The sequence below is a fragment of the Pseudonocardia pini genome, assembly GCF_013870575.1.
Lineage (GTDB): Bacteria > Actinomycetota > Actinomycetes > Mycobacteriales > Pseudonocardiaceae > Pseudonocardia > Pseudonocardia pini.
The window spans coordinates 1-3,332 of the sequence record NZ_JACBXB010000635.1 but is presented as its reverse complement, the minus strand read 5'-3'; the positions used below and the strand labels follow the sequence as shown (position 1 = coordinate 3,332).

The following is a 3,332-nucleotide window of genomic DNA, read 5'->3' as shown; positions in this document are numbered from 1 at the left end:
CCGCTGCTCGCGCCGGTGACCACAGCCGTCCTGCGTTCGAGAGATGTCATGGCTCGACCGTGCGCCCGGGACGCGGTGCGAGGGGAGGCCGTGCGGAGAGGGGTAGAGGCAGAGCCACCCCTGCGGCCCGGAGAGGTCGTAGCGTGAGTGGGGTGAACCTGCTCGGCGAGTTCCTCCGCGCCCGTCGCGAGCTCACCCGGCCCGAGGACCACGGGCTGCCGGTCGGCCGCAGGCGGGTGCCCGGGCTGCGCCGCGAGGAGGTCGCGACGCTGGCGGGCATCTCCGCCGAGTACTACGTGCGGCTCGAGCGCGGGCGGGACCGGCACCCGTCGGCCCAGGTGGTCGAGGCGCTCTCCCGGGTGCTCGACCTGGACGCGGAGTCCACGGCCTACCTCGCCTCGCTCGCGACCCCGGCGCCGCGGGTCCCGCGGAGCCGACCACGGGAGGTCACCCCGGAGGTCCGCCGGATCCTGGACTCGCTGGCCGGGGTGCCCGCGTTCGTGCTCGGCCCCGGATGGACGTCCTCGCCCACAACGTCCTGGCCGCCGCGATCTGCCCGATGCCCGCGAACATCGTGCGGCACGTCTTCCTGGATCCGGCCGCGCGGGAGATCTACCCGGACTGGTGGGCAGTGGCGGCCGAGTCGGCGGCGGCGTTGCGGGCGTCGGCCCTCGGGATGGAGGACGATCCCGGGCTGACCGCGCTGGGCGGGGAGCTGTCGCTCAAGAGCCCGGAGTTCCGCGGGCTGTGGGCTCGGCACGAGGTTCGCGCCAAGTCGAGCGGCACCAAGCGCATGCGCACGGGCGAGGGTCTGCTCGAGGTGACGTGGGAGACCCTGTCCGTGGCGAGCGCGCCCGGACAGCAGGTCGTCGCCTACCTCGTGCGGCCCGGCTCTGCGGACGTGCTGGACCGTCTGCGTGCGGGGGCGGGCGCCCCGTAGACTCGCGTGGGTGTTCGACACCCTGAGCGACCGCCTGTCCGGAGCGCTGCGCGACCTGCGTGGCAAGGGCCGGCTGTCCGACGCCGACATCGACACCACGGCGCGCGAGATCCGGCTCGCGCTGCTCGAGGCCGACGTCGCGCTGCCGGTGGTGCGGTCGTTCATCACGCGCATCAAGGAACGGGCGAAGGGCGTCGAGGTCAGCCAGGCGCTGAACCCGGCCCAGCAGGTCGTCAAGATCGTCAACGAGGAGCTCGTCGGCATCCTCGGCGGCGAGACGCGCAGGCTCGCGCTGGCCAAGGAGCCGCCGAGCGTGATCATGCTCGCCGGCCTGCAGGGTTCCGGCAAGACCACGCTCGCGGGCAAGCTCGCCAAGTTCCTCGGCGGGCAGGGGCACACGCCGCTGCTGGTGGCCTGTGACCTGCAGCGACCCAATGCCGTCAACCAGCTCCAGATCGTCGGCGAGCGGGCGGGCGTGCCCACCTTCGCGCCCGAGCCGGGCAACGGCGTCGGCGACCCGGTCGACGTGGCGCGGCGCGGCATCGCGTTCGCCCGCGAGAAGCAGTACGACATCGTCATCGTCGACACCGCGGGCCGGCTCGGCGTCGACGCCGAGCTGATGCAGCAGGCGTCGGACATCAAGGCCGCGGTGCAGCCGGACGAGACGCTGTTCGTGGTCGACGCCATGATCGGTCAGGACGCGGTGGCCACGGCCGAGGCGTTCCGGGACGGCGTGGGGTTCAGCGGCGTGGTCCTCACGAAGCTCGACGGAGACGCCCGCGGTGGTGCCGCGCTGAGCGTCCGCGAGGTCACCGGCCAGCCGATCCTGTTCGCGTCGAACGGCGAGAAGCTCGAGGACTTCGACGTCTTCCACCCGGACCGGATGGCCTCCCGGATCCTGGGCATGGGCGACCTGCTCACCCTGATCGAGCAGGCCGAGCAGGTCTTCGACCAGGAACAGTCGGCCAAGGCGGCACAGAAGATCTCGTCCGGCGAGCTGTCGCTGGAGGACTTCCTCGAGCAGATGCTCGCGATCCGCAAGATGGGGCCGATCGGCAACATCCTGGGCATGCTCCCCGGCGCGAACTCCGCGCAGATGAAGGAGGCACTCGCCCAGGTCGACGACAAGCAGCTGGACAAGCTGCAGGCGATCATCCGCGGCATGACCCCCACCGAGCGCGCCGACCCGAAGATCATCAACGGGTCGCGCAGGCTGCGCATCGCCAACGGCTCGGGGGTCACCGTCTCGGACGTGAACGACCTGGTCAACCGGTTCTTCGAGGCCCGCAAGCAGATGAAGCAGATGGCGGGCCAGTTCGGCTTCGGCGGCGCCGCAGCCCGCTCCGCCACCCGCAAGCAGGCGAAGAACAAGCGCAAGGCCAAGCAGGCCAAGAAGGGCGGGCGGCCGAACCGCGCCCCCGCGAACCCCTTCGGCGCCGACCTCTCGCAGATGCCGCCGAGCCTGCAGCAGATGCCCCCGGGGCTCGACGGGCTGCCCGCGGACTTCGACATCTCGAAGCTGAACTTCGGGAACAAGAAGGACAAGTAAGTGCCCCTGCACCTGCGCGGCACCGTCCTCCCGGACGGTCGCCGGGACCTGTACGTCGACGACGACGGCCGGGTCGGCGCCTCGCCGGTGCCCGGGGCCGAGGTCGTGGACGCCCCGTTCGTCCTGCCCGGCCTGGTCGACGCGCACTGCCACGTCGGCATCGCGAGCGGCGGGCAGCCCGCCTCCCTGGCCGAGTGCGAGGAACAGGCGGTCACCGAGCGCGGGGCCGGGGCCCTGCTGCTGCGGGACTGCGGCTCGCCCACGGACACCACGCCCCTGCGCGGCCGTCCCGACCTGCCGGAGATCATCCGCGCGGCGCGGCACCTGGCCCGACCCAAGCGGTACATCCCCGGCCTGGCCGTCGACCTGGACGATCCCACGCTGCTGCCCGAGGCCGTCGCGGAGCAGGCCGCCGCGGGGGACGGCTGGGTCAAGCTGGTGGGGGACTGGATCGACCGCGGGCTCGGCGACCTCGGGCCGCTCTGGCCGGACGACGTGCTGGAGGCCGCGATCGACGCCGCGCACGCCGCGGGCGCCCGGGTCACCGCGCACGTCTTCGGCACCGACGCGCTGCCCGGCCTGATCAGGGCGGGCATCGACTGCATCGAGCACGGCACCGGCCTGACGGACGAGCTGATCGCCGAGATGGCCGCGCGGGGGACCGCGCTCGTCCCCACCCTGATCAACGTGGACACCTTCCCCGGCATCGCCTCGGGGGCGGGCCGGTATCCCGTCTACGCCCAGCACATGCTGGAGCTGCACCGGACCGCCCGGGACACGGTGGGCAAGGCGCTCGACGCCGGCGTCCCCGTCTTCGCGGGCACGGACGCGGGTGGCGGCATC

3 protein-coding genes and 1 pseudogene are annotated in these 3,332 nt (G+C 72.8%); all 4 read left to right on the top strand.

Annotation, left to right across the window (positions count from 1 at the left end):
• Positions 1-59: 59 nt before the first annotated feature.
• A pseudogene (locus H5J29_RS36350) lies at positions 60-329 on the top strand (helix-turn-helix domain-containing protein); the annotation flags it as partial.
• Positions 330-514: 185 nt separating this feature from the next.
• Positions 515-940, top strand: a complete 426-nt coding sequence (locus tag H5J29_RS35450) for an MmyB family transcriptional regulator (protein ID WP_312858416.1) — start codon at positions 515-517, stop codon at positions 938-940.
• Positions 941-950: 10 nt separating this feature from the next.
• The gene (gene ffh, locus H5J29_RS26195) at positions 951-2,489 is read left to right on the top strand and encodes a signal recognition particle protein (RefSeq protein ID WP_181783684.1); all 1,539 of its coding nucleotides are present in this window, start codon (positions 951-953) and stop codon (positions 2,487-2,489) included.
• A 6-nt stretch (positions 2,490-2,495) separates the two neighbouring features.
• A partial coding sequence (locus H5J29_RS26190; protein ID WP_220187954.1) for an amidohydrolase family protein occupies positions 2,496-3,332 on the top strand: 837 nt, incomplete at its 3' end.